10 protein-coding genes are annotated in these 15,306 nt (G+C 68.5%); 7 read left to right on the top strand and 3 right to left on the bottom strand.

What is annotated here, in order from left to right; translation table 11 throughout:
* Positions 1-4 precede the first annotated feature (4 nt).
* A complete protein-coding gene (locus KY501_RS03930; RefSeq protein WP_224361157.1) occupies positions 5-1,252 on the bottom strand; it encodes an ABC transporter permease in 1,248 nt (415 codons plus the stop codon).
* Positions 1,249-2,517 carry an ABC transporter permease gene (locus KY501_RS03935; protein ID WP_224361158.1) on the bottom strand — a complete coding sequence of 423 codons (1,269 nt, stop codon included), beginning with the start codon at positions 2,515-2,517 and terminating at the stop codon, positions 1,249-1,251. The genes KY501_RS03930 and KY501_RS03935 overlap by 4 nt, the downstream gene beginning before the upstream one ends.
* A gap of 181 nt (positions 2,518-2,698) precedes the next feature.
* Here KY501_RS03935 and KY501_RS03940 point away from each other — a divergent pair, with 181 nt between their 5' ends.
* The 7 genes from KY501_RS03940 to KY501_RS03970 all read left to right on the top strand — a co-directional run bounded on the left by KY501_RS03940 (position 2,699) and on the right by KY501_RS03970 (position 14,732).
* Positions 2,699-3,280: a GAF domain-containing protein gene (locus KY501_RS03940; RefSeq protein WP_224361159.1), complete on the top strand. Its 582-nt coding sequence runs from the start codon at positions 2,699-2,701 to the stop codon at positions 3,278-3,280.
* A 112-nt stretch (positions 3,281-3,392) separates the two neighbouring features.
* A complete protein-coding gene (locus tag KY501_RS03945; protein WP_224361160.1) occupies positions 3,393-5,213 on the top strand; it encodes a serine/threonine protein kinase in 1,821 nt (606 codons plus the stop codon).
* Positions 5,214-5,291: 78 nt separating this feature from the next.
* Positions 5,292-9,068 (top strand): tetratricopeptide repeat protein, encoded by a 3,777-nt coding sequence (locus KY501_RS03950; protein ID WP_224361161.1) that lies wholly within the window; start codon positions 5,292-5,294, stop codon positions 9,066-9,068.
* A 100-nt stretch (positions 9,069-9,168) separates the two neighbouring features.
* The gene (locus tag KY501_RS03955; RefSeq protein ID WP_373691548.1) at positions 9,169-9,846 is read left to right on the top strand and encodes a type 1 glutamine amidotransferase domain-containing protein; all 678 of its coding nucleotides are present in this window, start codon (positions 9,169-9,171) and stop codon (positions 9,844-9,846) included.
* Positions 9,847-9,997: 151 nt separating this feature from the next.
* Positions 9,998-11,314, top strand: coding sequence for a hybrid sensor histidine kinase/response regulator (locus KY501_RS03960; RefSeq protein ID WP_224361162.1), 1,317 nt, complete (start codon positions 9,998-10,000; stop codon positions 11,312-11,314).
* Positions 11,315-11,523: 209 nt separating this feature from the next.
* Positions 11,524-13,419: an ATP-binding protein gene (locus KY501_RS03965; RefSeq protein WP_224361163.1), complete on the top strand. Its 1,896-nt coding sequence runs from the start codon at positions 11,524-11,526 to the stop codon at positions 13,417-13,419.
* Entirely contained in the window at positions 13,416-14,732 is a 1,317-nt protein-coding gene (locus tag KY501_RS03970) for a hybrid sensor histidine kinase/response regulator (RefSeq protein WP_224361164.1), read from the top strand. The genes KY501_RS03965 and KY501_RS03970 overlap by 4 nt, the downstream gene beginning before the upstream one ends.
* Before the next feature lie 13 nt (positions 14,733-14,745).
* Here the strand turns inward: KY501_RS03970 and sufT are convergent, their stop codons facing one another.
* On the bottom strand, positions 14,746-15,300 hold the full coding sequence (gene sufT / locus KY501_RS03975) for a putative Fe-S cluster assembly protein SufT (protein WP_224361165.1): 555 nt from the start codon (positions 15,298-15,300) through the stop codon (positions 14,746-14,748).
* Positions 15,301-15,306 lie beyond the last annotated feature (6 nt).

The following is a 15,306-nucleotide window of genomic DNA, read 5'->3' on the forward strand; positions in this document are numbered from 1 at the left end:
TTCGTCAGCTCGAACGCAGCGCGTCCACCGGGTTCAGTCGACTCGCCTTCCACGCCGGCCAGGCCGCCGCCAACACCGCCCCCAGCACCGCCACAGCGAAGCTCATCCCCACGAAAGGCGGATCCAGCTCCGGCCGCAGCAGCACCGGCCCCCCCGTGCCCAGGTTCTCCATCGCAATCCCCTTCGCCCCCAGCACGCCGACAATCGCCGCGCCGAGCCCCACGCCTCCCGCTCCGCCCACCACGCCCAGCACCGCGGCCTCCAGCAGGAACATTCCCAGCACCTGCCGCCGCCGCACTCCCACCGCCAGCATGGTGCCGATCTCCCGCACCCGCTCGAACACGCTCATCAGCATCGTGTTGATGATGCCCGTGAGGATGATGACGAACAGGATGATGGAGATGATCGCCAGCACGAACTCCTGCCGCCGGATGACATCCCTCACGAACGGCTGCAGTTCCTGCCAGGTGTGAACCTCGTACTCCGGCCCCAACGCCGCTCGCAGCCGCTCCGCGACCCGCTCCACCTCGCCCAGGTCCGCCACCGCGACCGCCAGCTCCGTCACCCGCCCCTCCATCCCCAGCAACTCCTGCGCGAGCTTCAGCGGCACCGTCACCACCCGCTTGTTCTCGTAGGGCAATGTCGACTCGGTCAGCCCCTCCACGGCCACGTCCAGCGAGTTCGCACGCCCCTTCGGGCTCGAAGCCGCCAGCGTGATGCGGTCCACCATCCCCTCTGTCTTCTGGCTCGTAGGCACCGCTCGAAAGGAATGCGCCAGCTCGCTGCCCACCAGCGCCTGGGCATGGTCTCCCGGCGCCAGCACCCGTCCCCCAGCCCGCACATCGAAGCCAAAGCGAGGCACGGCCTGCTTCTCTCGCTCCGGATCCACCGCCCGCCCCACGAACGTCGTCTGCGACACGCCGTTGCTCACCATCCCCGCGAAGGTCAGCCGTCCCGCCACTCCCGTGACTCCCGGCACCGCCTGGATGCGCGCCAGCAACGCCGCGTCGTACGGCAGGCTGGGCTCGAGAGGCAGTGCCTCCACGCTCGCGACGTACCCCGCCGGATGGATCTGCAGCGCCCCCGTGCGCCCCTGCACCATGTCATCCACCATCAGCCGCAGGAATCCATCCGTGATTCCACGCGTCACCAACACCGACGTGACGCCCAGCAACACCGCCGTGAGCGTGATGAGGCTGCGCCGCCGGTTGCGCGCCACGTTCCTCACCGCCAGCCGGAGAAAGGTGCTCATGTGCTGGACAGCGCCTCCACGGGCCTCAGCCGCGACGCTCTCCACGCCGGCCACAGCGCCGCCAGTCCCGCTCCCACCACCGCGATCACCACCGAGCGCCCCAGGTACCCGAACGACACATAGGGCCGGATGATGCTGTCCACGTTCGCCCCCGGAGCCGGCAACAGGATGCCTCGGTGGTGCAGCCACAGGGTCACCGCGCCGCCCACCAACGCCCCCAGCACTCCGCCCACCAGCCCCAACACCGCCCCCTCCATCAGGAAGAGCACCACGATGCTCCGCCGCCGCATCCCCACCGCCAGCATGGTGCCGATCTCCCGCACCCGCTCCAGCACGCTCATCAACATCACATTGACGATGCCCAGCAGCACCGCCGCCAGGAACACCGTGCTCAAAATCCCGAACAGGAAGTCCTGCTGCCCAAGGATCTGCGCGATGAACGGGAACACCTCCTCCCAGGTGTGCACCTCGTAGCCCGCCCCGAGCGAGGCCCGCAGCGCATCGCGCACCTCCCGAGCCCTCTCCAGTGGCTCCACCGCCACCGCGTACTCGGTGACGCGGCCCTCCATGCGCAGCACCCGCTGAGCCGTCGCGAGCGGCACGTACCCCACCCGCCTATCCCCCGGCGCCGCCGACACCAACGTGCCCGACAGCCGCACTCCCTCCCCATTGAGCGCCCCATCCCGGTCCGCCGCGAGCAACGCCGGCCACTGCTCCTCCGGAGGCGGCGACTTCGCATCCATCACCCGCGCCCGCAGGCTGCGCGCCAGATCCGCGTTGAGCATCAACTCCGGCGCATCCACCTTCGAGAGGAACGCCCCCTCCCCCAGCCACGCCATGCGCTTGGGCGTCACCCGCGGCTCCAGCGCCGGATCGAACGCCACCACCTGAAGGAACGCCGTCCGAGGCTCGCTGTCCACCGCCCCCTCGGGCTCCGGCATGGACAACATCCCTCCAAAGCTCAGCCGCGGAGACACCGCCACCACGCCCGGCACCGCCGCCATCCTCCGCCGCAGCGCCTCCGAATCCTCCATGTCCAGCGTCAGCGGCGAGCCCTGCACGTTGGCCAGGTACCCCTCCCGGTGCACCTGCACCGCCCCCATCTGCCCCAGGACGATGTTCTCCAGGATGATCCCCTGCTGCCCGTTCACCAGCCCGCGCAGCACAACCATCGCCCCCACCCCCACCACCAACGCGGCCAGAGCGATGGCCGTCCGCCGGCGATTCCTCAGCAGGTTGCGTGTGGCCAGCATCAGGAGTGTCACCCACCCATCTTCCTCGCCCCCTCGCTCGCTCGAAAGCTCCCGACCACCGCGCACACGCTCCCACCCCAAATACAGCAAAAACGCGATTTGACAGGAGAACCGAAATCAGGCTTAATCCGTGATTACAGGATAGGTCTTCTTCCTGTGGAAGCCCGCCAATCGCTCTTCCCCGGAGCCGACGATGATCGAAGCGTTCTCGAAGATCTCCGAAGCATCCAAGCTGCTCATGGAGTCGGGCTTCACGCCCGCCACCGTCGCCACCGCGCTGTCCCAGGTGGGCACGGCCATGGGGGTGGACCGGGTGACCCTCTTCGAGAACCAGCCGTTCCCCATCCGGGGCCGCATGCTGGCCGACGCGCGCTACGCGTGGAGCTCCCAGGGAACCACGGCGCACTCGGACCTGGCGGTCACCAAGCAGATCTCCCTGCGCGAGCTGGCGCCGCTGTGGGCCGAGTCCCTGGCCCAGGGCCAGACGGTCTCCTGCGTGCTGGCCGCCGCGCCCCCGCGGATGAAGCTGCTGCTCACCGAGACCAAGACGCAGTCGTTGCTGATGGCCCCCATCCAGGTGAGCAAGGAGAAGTGGGGCTTTGTCACCCTCGAGGACTGCCACCGGCCCCGCGTGTGGACGGCCGAGGAAACCACCCTGCTCAAGGCCCTGGCAGGCGGGCTCGGCACCGCGCTGCGCCATCGGCAGATGCGCTCCTCCCTCTCGCAGACGCGCACCCAGCTGGCCGAGATGATGGCGCTGGCCGGCACCCGCTGAGCCCCGTTCCGCCTGGCCGCATTCCAGGTATGACGGAAGCGAGGGGGCAAGCTCACCCCGGGGGTTCGTCTCGCCCCGAGGTCTGCTACCCTGTGCCTCCCGTTACCGCACCATGTCATCCCTGGACACCACCGCCATCAGTAGGCCGCGCATCCCGGACCCCATCAGCGGCTATCGCCTCGAGAATCTCGTCGGCATGGGCGGCATGGGCGAGGTGCACAAGGCCGTGCAGTTGTCCCTCGGCCGCACCGTCGCGGTGAAGCTCCTCAATCCGGAGCTCGCCAAGGACGCGGCCTTCGTCGCCCGCTTCGAGAAGGAGGCCGCCGCGCTGGCGGCCCTCTCGCACCCCAACGTCGTCGCCATCGTCGACAAGGGGAAGACGGACTCCACCTATTACCTGGTGATGGAGTTCATCGAGGGGCCCTCGCTGCGCGAGCAGGTCCGCTCGCCGCTGCTGACGCCCAAAGAGTCCCTGCGGATGATGATGGAGATCTGCCGGGGCGTGGAGTACGCGCACAACCGCGGCGTCATCCACCGGGATTTGAAGCCGGAGAACATCCTCTTCGATCAGCAGGCCGGTGGCCTCGCCAAGGTGACGGACTTCGGGCTGGCCTCGTTCCTGGACGACGCCAACTCGCGCTTCAACCTCACCAGCACCCATGTCTCCATGGGCACGCTGTCCTATATGGCGCCCGAGCAGCGCGTGGACGCCAAGAACGCCGACAAGCGCGCGGACATCTTCTCGCTGGGCGTCATCCTCTATGAGCTGCTCACCGGCGAGGTGCCGCTGGGCACGTTTGATCCACCCTCGAAGGCCAAGCCAGGCATCGACGAGCGGCTGGACAACATCGTCGCGCGCTGCCTCAAGCCGGACCCCGAGGACCGCTACGCCACCGTCGCCGAGCTGATGGCGGAGCTGGAGCCGCTGGCGCCGGTGCTCACCTCGCAGCCGCCGCAGCCGCTCACGCGCGTGCAGCGCATCAAGGTGGGCGCGCGGCAGGTGGTCCGGGTCGTCACCCAGGCGGTGCTGACGGTGATCGTACTGGCGGCCCTGGGCGTGCTGGGGGTGGCGTGGCACCGCAGCGGAGAGAAGCCCGCGCCGATGATGCCCGGAGCGGCCCTCACCTCCGAACTCGGGGCGGACGCGGTGCGCACCCTGCCCGGACGACTGGCGAAGGGCACCGAGCGCAGGCTCCTGGAGGCCGGGGAAGGACCGGACCCGCTCTCCTTCCTCATCGCCGGCCGGCCCGTGAACATCGAGGGCAAGGCGCTGGTGTTCCCGCCCATGGAGATCGACGGTCACCGGCACGTGGGCCGGGCCGTGGCGGACGTGGTGGAGATGGAGGGGGACATCGCGCTGCTCAAGGCGGACGTGCTCGCCGATGGCCCTCCCCCCACGCCCTACACGCGCCTGCGCACCTTGCTCGACGGGCCGCTGCCGGATCCCCAGGTGGCCATCATGCTCGTGGGCTCCACGGGACGTTACGTGGCGCTCGTCCAGGAAGGCTCGGGGGCTCCCCTGCGGCTGGAGTGGGCGCTCGGTGAGCGCCGGGGAACCATGCTGGGGCAGGACTCGCCCAAGGGAACTGTCCACCTGGAGATGGAAGTGGACGCCGAGGGCATGCTGCGAACCTTCATCGGCACGGGTAAGGACCGGCGCGTCATTGGCGAGCCGCTCGTGCTCGGCCGCGAGTGGCAGAAGCAGTTCGGCGAAGTCCCCCGCGCCGCCGTCGGCTGCATCGAGGGCACCTGCCGCGTGGAGGGCCTCAGCTACTCAGTGAAGCAGGCTCCGCCCTCGGGCACCTCGTCCACCGTGGCGGAGCTGACGCCCCGCCCCACGCCCGTCGCCAAGCCGGTGGCCAAGCCTGCTCCCCCCGCGAAGAAGCCGCCAGCCAAGGCCCCGCCGCCTTCCAAGGGAGGCAAGAAGAAGTAACAAGAGCTGCCTGCGGTGGACATACCCTGCATGCAGATGTAGCCCCGCCCCTGGGATTGAATTATCCCTTCGGGCTCTATGCGCACCTCTCGCGGCCTCCTCGCGCTGCTCGCCCTCGTCGCCGGCCTTGCCGGCTGCCCGTCCCGCCACACCGCCTCCGCCAACCTCCTGGAGTCCGCCGCCGAACAGGCGCAGAAGGGCAGCGGTGAGGCTCGCACGCTCGCGCTCGCGGGCTTTCACGCGTACCTGGTCCAGGGAGATGCGGAGGCGGCTCGGGGCCGCTTCGATGCCGCGATTGCCAAGGACCCGGGTGACCCGTACGCCCTGATGGGCCAGAACCTCATCGCGCGGCGCGCCGGTGCAGTGGACCGGGCCCTCACCGCGGACCTGGAGCTGGTGGCGCGCGCCCCCACCCACCCGCTCGCCGTGGCCGCCGCCCGCTACATCCTCGACCAGGTGGGCACCTCGCCCGAGCTGGACGAGGTCATCCTCAAGGGCGTCCAGAAGGGGCTCGACGCGGGCGCGGCGGGTGAGGCCGCCCAGTTGCTGCGCGGCAGCCAGCTGGCCGTGGCCCTCGTGCGAGCGGATGCGCAAGGGACAGCAAGCCGCGTGAAGGAAGTGGGCGCCGCCTCCGTGGCGACGCTCGTGGGCCCGTTCTCGCCCCACCACGTGCTGTCCTTCGACGAGGCCCTCCCGCCCGAGAAGGACGGCTCGCTCGCGGGCCCCTTCACCGGCCCCTATGGCCCGCTCACGCCGCGCACCCTGCACGCCCCGGACGGCCGGCACCGCCTGGAGGGAGAGCCGGCCGAGAGTGACATGTACATCCTCGCCTTCGACGCGGAGATAGCCGAGGGCGGCGTGTATCTGGCGCGCACCGTGGCCTCCTCCTCCTTCAAGGTGCTGATGGATGGCGCGCTCCTCTTCGAGCGCCGGGCCTTCACCCACGCCGAGTCCACCATCTCCGGCCGCGCCGTGCGGCTGGCTCCCGGCAAGCACCGCTTCGTGGTGAAGCTCACCAAGGAGAGCGCCACGGGGACGATCTCCTTCGCCCTGCCACGCGCGGATGGCCGTCCCTCGGACGTGCGCTACACCGCCGCCACGGGGCCCGCGCCCTCCTGGGCGGGACAGGCCCCGGCGTTCGTCCAGGCCTCGAGCTTCTACCCCTCCGCGGCGGACCTCGCGGCCGCGCTCGAGGGAGAGGTGGGCGGACTGCTGGCCAGCTACCTGGCGGCACGGGACGGCGTGGGGCGGGATCCGGATGGCACCCGGCTGCTGCTGGAGAGCCTGGGAGACACGGCTCGCACCCCGGCCCTGCTCATGCTGAGCGCGGAGCTGGCGTCGCAGGACCGCTCCGTTCCCACGAAGGTCTCACGCGGTCGGGCCACACGGGACCTGGAGGCCGTCCTGGCCAAGGACCCGAAGGACGTATCCGCGCTGCTGCTGCGCGCCGAACTGGCGCTCGCGGACAGCCAGCCAGCCTCCGCCCAGGAGGTGCTGAAGACGGCCCTGGAGCTCACCGGCCCGGAGAACTACCCCGTGCAGATGCTGCGCGCCCGCGCGGCCATCTCGCTCCAGGTGGATGCCCAGGCGGAGGAGGCGCTCTCGGCGGCGCTCAAGGCCCAGCCCAAGCTGTGTGACGCGCTCTCGCTGCGCTACAGCCTGGCCCGCAAACGGGACGCGTCGGCGCTCATGGACCAGCTCGTCGCGGACTTCGCCGGCTGCTCCAACGCCCAGGCCCGCGTCGCCGAGCACGCGCGCCAGCGGGGAGATCTGGCCACGGCGGCGAAGAACCTCGCGGAGATGCTCGAGCAGGACCCGGGCAATGTGAATATCGGCTCCTCGTTGGCCAGCATCTACCTCTCCATGCGCCGCTATGACGATGCCGCGGCCACGTTGAAGGAGCTGCTGACCCTGTGGCCCCGCTTCGCCTACCTCTATAAGAGGCTGGCGGACGTGCGCGAGTACGCGGGGGCTCCGGCCGAGGCGCTCGCGCTGCGCGAGAAGGCGCTCACCATCGAGGGGAGTGACTTGTCCCTGCGCCGCGCCGTGGTGCGAGCAAAGACGGGCAAGGAGATCCTCCAGGACCAGGCCATCGACGGCAAGGCGGCCATCGCGGCCTACGAGTCCTCGCACGGCGAGGAGATCTCTGGCGCCACGTACGTGCTGGACGCGGCCGCGGTGCAGGTGTTCCCGGGCGGCTCGTTGGTCAACCGCATCCACACCATCCAGAAGGCGCTGGAGCAGAACGGCATCGACGACATCGCCGAGGTGAACCTGCCCAACGGGGCCCAGCTGCTGGCCCTGCGCACCATCAAGGCGGACGGCACGGTGCTGGAGCCGGAGAACATCGAGGGCAAGGACAACATCAGCCTGCCGGGCGTGAACGTGGGCGACTACGTGGAGGTGGAGTACCTGCTCACCGAGTCGGGGCGCGGTCCCGCGCAGCCGGGCTTCGCGGCCTCCGCCTTCTTCTTCCAGATCGCCAACATGACCAACAACTGGTCCACGTACACCGTAGTGGCGCCCAAGGGCACCGGCATGCGCGTGGACGCGCACGGCCTGAAGGTCAACCCGCCGGAGACGAAGGGCGACGTGGAGGTCTTCACCCACGAGGCCCGCAAGGTGCCGCCGCTCATCCCCGAGCCGGACTCTCCCTGGTCCTCCAACGAGTACCTGCCCTTCGTGGTGGTGGGCGCGGGCTCGACGGGCAATGACCGCATGGCGGCCATCTACGCGGACGCCTTCTACGACAGGTCGAAGTGGAACGCGGACGTGCAGGCCTTCGCGCGCAAGGTGGTGGAGGGCAAAACAGGCCTGGAGGCGGTGAAGGCGCTGCACGCGGCCATCATGCAGCGCATCCCCGGCCGGGACGTGGGGCTGGCGCAGTCGGCCATCTCCACGCTGGCGCAGGACCGGGGCAGCCGGCTGATGCTGCTCAAGGCCTCGCTGGAGTCGATGGGAATCCCCGCGCGGCTGGCGGTGGTGCGCCCCTTCTCCACGGATCCGGCGCCGTACCTGTTCCCCTCCGAGTCGCTGTACCCCTTCGTGTGCGTGCACGTGGAGGTGCCGGGCGGGGAGCCCGTGTGGGTGGACACCACGGTGCGCTTCGGTCCCTTCGGCGAGCTGCCGGAGAACGCCATGGGCGAGCGCGACGCGTACCTGCTGCCCGAACCCGGCCGGGACCTGGTGAAGGTGAAGACGCCGCCGCTCAACGACAAGGCGAACAAGCAGGTGTCCCTCCAGTTGGAGCTGAAGCCGGACGGGACGCTCGTGGCCCACGGCGAGGAGACGTACCTGGGCTTCACGGGAGCCTCGCTCGCCGAGTCCTTCGATGCCCTCTCGGCGGAGAGCCGCCGGCAGGCGCTCCAGGGCGCGGTGACGCGGTACTTCGGCGGCGCGGAGTTGACGGACGTGAAGATCGATCACCCGGAGCAGGTCGGCGCGGCCTTCACCCTGCGCTACGAGTTCAACGTGCCGCGCTTCGCCCGAATCGAGGGCAAGCGCATGGTGCTGGGCCCCGTCACCTTCCCGGCCATGCTTGGCCGGCGCTACGTGCAGCTGAGCGTCCGCCACACGCCGCTGTTCCTCGAAGACACCGAGAACAGCAACACGCAGGCCACGCTCACGCTCCCGGAGGGTTGGCAGCTGCAGGACCCGCAACCCGCACTCAAAGTGAACACCCGCTTCGGCCGCTTCGTGCGCTCGGAGAAGCAGGAGGGCCGCGTGGTCACCTTCCTCGAGGGGTTGCGCCTGCCTCGCAACCGCGTCTACCCCAAGGACTACGAGGCCTTCGCCCAGTTCGCCGGGGACGTGGACCTCATCCAGACGCGCGATCTGGTGCTCGTCTCCCAGTAGGGAGCAGCGGGCCCTCGCCTGCCAGCCCCCCTGCCCCATTCTCGGGGTTCGGCTCCATACACAGAGTCAGGGGGGTGCTCCGGCAAGCCGGAGCGAACAGATGGGAGACGCGATGGGCAAGAAGCTGAAGGGGCTCCGGGTCGCGGTGCTGGCGGCGGATGGCTTCGAGCAGGTGGAGCTGACGATTCCAGTGAAGAAGCTGAGGCGCGAGGGCGCCCAGGTGGACATCGTCTCGCTCCGGCCGGGCGCCATCCGGGGCATGAACCTGCTGCTGCCCGGTAAGAAGGTGGACGTGGACACCACGCTCCACGAGACGAAGGCGGCCGACTTCGACGCGTTGCTGCTCCCTGGCGGCTTCATCAACCCGGACTCCCTGCGGCAGAGCGAGCTGGCGCGCGAGTTCGTCCGGGACTTCGAGCGACTCGGGCGGCCCATCGCCGTCATCTGCCATGGCCCGTGGCTGCTCGCCTCCGCGGATCTGGTGCGTGGGCGGCGGCTCACCTCCTGGCCTGGCATCCAGGACGACCTTCGCAACGCAGGGGGAATCTGGGAGGACGCTCCCGTCGTGCGCGACGGCACCTGGGTCTCCAGCCGAGGGCCTCATGACCTGCCGCAGTTCGAGCACGCCATGGTCGCGCTCTTCGCCGAGCACCTTCCGGTGGCCATCCCCAGGGAAAGCCCCAAGGAGGCCCGGCCTTGGCTCGGCTGGCTCGTGGGAGGGCTAGCCGTCGCTGCGGTCGGCCTCGGGGTCCGGGCGCGTGGTGCACTGGCCGTGTAATCTTCCCGGAAGTGAAGGCCCCGCGTACGGAGAAGAGGAGGAGCGCAGAAAACCTCTTCTTCACTTTGAAGTCGTCACCGATTCCTGACCACAATGACCTGCTCTTGCTGCGGCGGCACGAGGCACCCGGCGTAGGCGAGGAGGTCAAGTCGTGAGCACATCCGCTTCCCCGTCCCCCAATCGCCGCATCCTCGTCGTCGACGACAACCGGACCATTCATCAGGACTTCCGGAAGATCCTCTGTCCGGATCGATCGCGCGACTCGACGCTCGACATGATGGAGGCCAGCCTCTTCGGGCACTCCGAGCAGCCCGAGCAGACGCTCAACTTCGAGGTGGACTCGGCGTTCCAGGGAGAAGAGGCGCTGTTGATGGCGCGAGCCGCCCGTCAGCAGGGCAAGCCCTACGCCCTGGCCTTCATCGACATCCGCATGCCCCCAGGCATTGATGGCGTCGAGACCACTTCCCGCATCTGGAAGGACGATCCAGACATCCAGGTCGTCATCTGCTCGGCCTACGCTGACTACTCCTGGGAAGAGATGATGCTCAGGCTCGGCCTCTCCCAGCGCCTGCTCATCCTCCGCAAGCCCTTCGACGGCATCGAAGTGCGACAGCTGGCCTTCGCCCTCACCGAGAAGTGGGAACTGCTACGCACCAACCGCCTCCACATGGAGGACCTCACCCGCGCCGTCGAGGAGCGCACCCACCAGCTCACCCTCGCCAACGCTCGCCTCGTCCAGTCTCAGCGCCTGGAAGCCCTTGGCCGACTCTCCGCGGGCCTGGCTCACGAGATCAACAACCCGCTCAGCTTCATCCTGGCCAACCTCGGTTACCTGCGCACCCAGCTGGAGACCCACGCATCGGGGCTGAGCACCGGTGACATCCAGGAGCTGCGTGAGGTGTGCGCAGAAAGCTACGAGGGCGCTGAGCGCATCCGCCGCATCATCCAGAACATCAAGCTGTTTTCCCGCCTGGATGAGGCTCCTCGCACCCGCGTCAACATTCACGAGGTGCTCGAGCACGCCCTGAGCGAGATCCGCTCGCTGCTGGCCCCCAACATCCACCTGGTGCGCGACTTCCAGAACGTCCCGGCCGTCTACGCCAGCGAGAACGGCTTGCAGCAGGTCTTCTTCGGCCTGCTCGCCAACGCGGCCCAGGCCATCAAGGAGTCGCCCACCACGCCCTCGCTCCGCGTGGCGACCCACCTGCAGGCGGATGGCCGGGTGGCGGTCGAGGTCCAGGACAACGGCAAGGGCATCGCGCCCGAGCACCTGGGCCGCATCTTCGAGCCCTTCTTCACCACCAAGCGCCTGGGCACCGGCACCGGCCTGGGACTGAGCGTGTGCTACGGCATCGTCCTGGGGCTGGGCGGAGACATCACCGTCGACTCCACTCCGGGTAAGGGAGCCACCTTCCGCGTGCTCCTGCCCCAGGCCACCATCGAGTCCTCTCAACCCGTCCCTGGGTAGATTTGTACCCATGCCCTCCAGGCGTCTCAGGCTTAAGGGTAGGTGAGTTCCACCTACCTCCCTAGAGGCTGGGTCCGGAAAATGACGGAGGGCTTTGAAGATTCCATCCCCTTGAGAACAAAATCAGCCGGGGGGGTGAAGGTTGCTGACGTGTCATCCGCCCCGCGAGCAAGTCCAGGGGACATGGCGAACACGAAGCCAGCGAGACGATGCACTTTCCGGCCGAGGTGCGTGTGATGGGCGCGCACGTCGAGAGCCCGCGATCGCTGCGCATCTGGCCGCTGCCGCTGCTGGACAGGCTTCTCTCGGAGCGCCTGCGTGCCAGCCCACCCACGGAGCTCAACCGCTACCGCTTCATGACCGGGGTGTCGCTGTTCTTCGCGTTCTGCTGCCTGGTGTACCTGCTGGGCACGTCTTCCCGGCCGATCCGCGTGGCCATGTGCATCTCCATGCTGGGCTACCTGGGCACGCTGGTCGTGCTGCGCCGGGCGCACTCCCCCCGGGGGCCCGCGTGGCTGCTGTGCCTGGTGCTGTTCCAGGCGCTCACGGCCACCGTCTTCCTGAGCGACTCGCCCATCCCCAGCCTGCATGCCGCGCACATGCTGCTGCCCGCGCTGGCGGTCTACCTGCTGGGGGTTCGCGAGTCGTTCCTGCTGACCGCCCTGCTCATGATCGTCCTGGGGCTCGTCTATCCGCGCCACTACACGGCCACCGGCACGGGGCCCTTCTTCCTGAGCGAGGCGGAGTTCTGGCCGCTGCACACCCTGGCCGTCCTGTCCTTCCTGGGCGCATGGGGGCTGGGGGCGCTGCACAGCACCGTGGGGATCGCGGCGAAGCAGCGGCTGGAGCAGACGCTGGAGGATCTGAGCCAGAGCGAGAACAAGCTGCTCAGCCTCATCGAGAGCACCGACGACCTGATCTGCTCGTTGGACCTGGAGGGCCGGCTGATCATCGCCAACAGCGCCCAGAAGCGGCTCTTCTTCCGGCGCCTGGGGAAGGAGCCCAGGGTGGGCGAGTACTTCTTCGCCCACTCCACCCCCGAGCGCCAACTGCTCTGGAAGCGGCGCTTCGCGCAGACCGCGTCGGGCCAGCCGCTGCGCTTCGAGGAGGAGTACCTCCTGCACGGAGAGCGGATCACGCTGGACATCTGCATCACCCCCATCCTCGACAAGGAGCGCCGCATCACGGGCATGACGCTCTTCTCGCGAGACATCAGCGCGCGCAAGGAGGCCGAGGCGCGCATGGGAGAGATGCACCGCACGCTGGTGGACGCCTCGCGGCAGGCGGGCATGGCGGAGATCGCCACGGGGGTGCTCCACAACGTGGGCAACACGCTCAACAGCGTGAACGTGTCCACCACGCTGCTGTCGGACCTGCTCAAGCGCTCCCGCGTCACCGGGTTGGTCAAGGCGACGCAACTGTTGCGCGAGCACGCCTCGGATCTCAGCACCTTCTTCTCCTCGGATCCGCAGGGCCGCAAGCTGCCGGAGTACCTGGTGGCCCTCTCCGAGAGCCTTGTCCAGGAGCGCGAGGCCATGAGCCAGGAAATCGTCTCGCTGACAGAGAGCGTGGACCACATCAAGTCCGTGGTGAGCATGCAACAAAAGCATGCGCGCACCGCGGGTGCCGTGGAGGAGCTCCAGGTGCCGCAGCTCATTGACGAAGCGCTGCGCCTGCATGCCCTCTCCTTTGAGCGCATGGGCATCCTGGTCGAGCGCGATTACGGTAATGTCCCTCCCGTGCTCATCGACCGGCACAAGCTGCTGCAGATCCTCATCAACCTGCTGAACAACGCGCGACATGCCCTGGTGGAGAGCCAGAGAGAGGAGAAGCGCTTGACCATCCGTGTCCGGTCCACTCCTGAGTCCCAGCGTCTGTTCATCGAGGTCGCCGACAACGGCACGGGGATCGCGCCGGAGCACATGGCGCGAATGTTCACTCAGGGCTTCACCACGAAAAAGACAGGCCACGGGTTCGGCCTGCATATCAGCGCTCTGGCTGCAACGGAGATGAGGGGACGGCTCACCTGCTCCAGCGATGGAGCGGGACAGGGCGCCACCTTCATTCTGGAGCTTCCACTGGCAGTCGAGGAGGTCAGGTCGTGAGCACCCCCGGTTCTCCCAACCGTCGCATCCTGGTCGTCGACGACAACCGCACCATCCATCAGGATTTCCGGAAGATCCTCTCCCCACCCGTGGCCAATGACTCGTTGGACGCGATGGAGGCGGATCTCTTCGGTCACGCGGAGGCAACGACGCAGCTCCCCGGCTTCGAGGTGGACTCGGCATTCCAAGGGGAAGAGGCGCTGCAGATGGCGCGCACGGCCCGCCAGCAGGGCAAGCCCTACGCCCTGGCCTTCATCGACATCCGCATGCCTCCAGGCATCGATGGCGTCGAGACCACTTCCCGCATCTGGAAGGACGACCCCGACATCCAGGTCGTCATCTGCTCGGCCTACGCCGACTACTCCTGGGAAGAGATGATGCTCAGGCTCGGCCTCTCCCAGCGCCTGCTCATCCTCCGCAAGCCCTTCGACGGCATCGAAGTGCGACAGCTGGCCTTCGCCCTCACCGAAAAGTGGGAACTGCTGCGCACCAACCGCCTCCACATGGAGGACCTCACTCGCGCCGTCGAGGAGCGCACCCACCAGCTCACCCTCGCCAACGCTCGCCTCGTCCAGTCACAACGCCTGGAAGCCCTTGGCCGGCTCTCCGCGGGCCTGGCTCACGAGATCAACAACCCACTGAGCTTCATCCTGGCCAACCTCGGCTACCTGCGCACCCAGTTGGAGGCCAACGGCTCGGGGCTGAGCACCGGTGACATCCAGGAGCTGCGTGAGGTGTGCGCCGAGAGCTACGAGGGCGCCGAACGCATCCGCCGCATCATCCAGAACATCAAGCTGTTCTCCCGCCTGGACGAGGCGCCTCGCACCCGCGTCAACGTCCACGAGGTGCTCGAGCACGCCCTGGGCGAGATCCGTTCGCTGCTGGCTCCCAACATCCACCTGGTGCGCGACTTCCAGAACGTTCCGGCCGTCTACGCCAGCGAGAACGGCTTGCAGCAGGTCTTCTTCGGCCTGCTAGCCAATGCCGCTCAGGCGCTCACGGAGGCTCCTTCCCCTCCGACGCTGCGCGTGGCCACGTGCGTGCAGGAGGACGGCCGGGTGGCGGTCGAGGTCCAGGACAACGGCAAGGGCATCGCGCCCGAGCACCTGGGCCGCGTCTTCGAGCCCTTCTTCACCACCAAGCGCGTCGGCACGAGCACAGGCCTGGGACTGAGCGTGTGCTACGGCATCGTCCTCGGCCTCGGGGGCGACATCACGGTCGATTCGATCCTGGGCAAGGGCGCCACCTTCCGCGTCCTGCTGCCCCAGGCCAACCTGGAACGCGCCACACCGGCTCCCGTCCACGGGCCGTGAGCGCCCGAGGGCGCTACATCCACCCGAGCTCGAGCCGCGCCACGTCCGACATGCGGCTCTGATCCCAGGGAGGCTCCCACACCAACTCGACGTGGGCCTCCTTCACGCCGGGGACGCTCGACACCTTGCGCCGCACGTCATCCACGAGCACCGGGCCCATGCCGCAGCCGGGCGCCGTCACCGTCATCTGGATGTCCACCCGTTGGCCGCCCTCGGGCAGCGGCGTGGCCTTGCACTCGTACACCAGGCCCAGCTCCACGATGTTCACGGGGATCTCCGGATCGTACACCGTGCGGAGCTGCTCCCAGACGCGCTGCTCGTCGAAGGAGCCGTCCGCGGGCTCTGACTCGGGAGCCTTGGGGGCTTCGGCATACTCGGGCCCCAGCGCGGCCGCGTCCTTGGCGTCGATGCGCAGGAGCTGACCGGTCGACTCGGACTGCACGGTGACGTTGCCGCCCAGCGACTGCATGACGCGCAGGTCCGTGCCGGCCGGGATCATCACCCGATCTCCGCTGGGAATCAGCGTTGCCTCGCACTCGCGCTCGATGACCACCAACCCACCTCGCATTACGCC

The organism is Hyalangium versicolor (genome assembly GCF_020103695.1).
Taxonomy (GTDB): Bacteria; Myxococcota; Myxococcia; order Myxococcales; family Myxococcaceae; genus Hyalangium; species Hyalangium versicolor.

Bases quoted from the DNA above. Each gene is read 5' to 3' on its own strand.
- KY501_RS03930 (WP_224361157.1), bottom strand. From the start codon at position 1,252: ATGAGCACCTTTCTCCGGCTGGCGGTGAGGAACGTGGCGCGCAACCGG.
- KY501_RS03940 (WP_224361159.1), top strand. From the start codon at position 2,699: ATGATCGAAGCGTTCTCGAAGATCTCCGAAGCATCCAAGCTGCTCATG.
- KY501_RS03945 (WP_224361160.1), top strand. From the start codon at position 3,393: ATGTCATCCCTGGACACCACCGCCATCAGTAGGCCGCGCATCCCGGAC.
- KY501_RS03950 (WP_224361161.1), top strand. From the start codon at position 5,292: ATGCGCACCTCTCGCGGCCTCCTCGCGCTGCTCGCCCTCGTCGCCGGC.
- KY501_RS03955 (WP_373691548.1), top strand. From the start codon at position 9,169: ATGGGAGACGCGATGGGCAAGAAGCTGAAGGGGCTCCGGGTCGCGGTG.
- KY501_RS03965 (WP_224361163.1), top strand. From the start codon at position 11,524: ATGCACTTTCCGGCCGAGGTGCGTGTGATGGGCGCGCACGTCGAGAGC.
- sufT (WP_224361165.1), bottom strand. From the start codon at position 15,300: ATGCGAGGTGGGTTGGTGGTCATCGAGCGCGAGTGCGAGGCAACGCTG.